This is a genomic window from Paraburkholderia kirstenboschensis (assembly GCF_904848585.1).
Lineage (GTDB): Bacteria > Pseudomonadota > Gammaproteobacteria > Burkholderiales > Burkholderiaceae > Paraburkholderia > Paraburkholderia kirstenboschensis.
Genome location: NZ_CAJHCR010000093.1, coordinates 1 through 573 on the forward strand (window position 1 = coordinate 1; position 573 = coordinate 573).

General features: G+C 59.0%; 1 protein-coding gene. It reads right to left on the reverse strand.

Annotated features, from left to right (window positions below; genetic code table 11):
* Positions 1-573: reverse transcriptase domain-containing protein (locus JMY24_RS38160; protein WP_268960854.1), on the reverse strand; the 573-nt coding region annotated here is incomplete at both ends.

Consider the following 573-nt stretch of genomic DNA (forward strand, 5'->3'; position numbering starts at 1 on the left):
CCGGGTGCAGTTCCAGCCCGAACTTGGCCAGCCGTTCCCGCATTGCTGCCAGGAATCGTCTTGCCTCGCCCTCGTACTGAAACCCCATCACGCTGTCGTCGGCGTAGCGAACGATGATCACGTCGCCGGCGGCATGTCGGTTACGCCATTGCTGCGTCCATAGATCCAGTGTGTAATGCAGGTAGATATTGGCGAGCAACGGTGAGATCACAGACCCTTGGGGTGTACCCCGCGTCGATGCAACGCGGCGTCCATCCTCGATGGTGCCTGCCTTCAGCCATTTACGGATCAGGCGGATCATCCGTCGGTCGGCAACCCGGTGAGACAGGAAGCGGAGCATCCACTCGTGGTCGATTTCATCGAAGAACGAGCGAATGTCCGCGTCCAGAATCCAGTTCACCCTGCGACTCATGATCCCGATCGATAAGGCATCAAGCGCGTCATGCTGACCGCGTCCTTGCCGAAATCCATATGAGAAGCCGAGGAAGTCCTGCTCGTAGATCGAGCTCAGTACCGTGGATACGGCCTGCTGCACGATCTTGTCTTCCAGCGCTGCAATCCCCAGCGGACGCA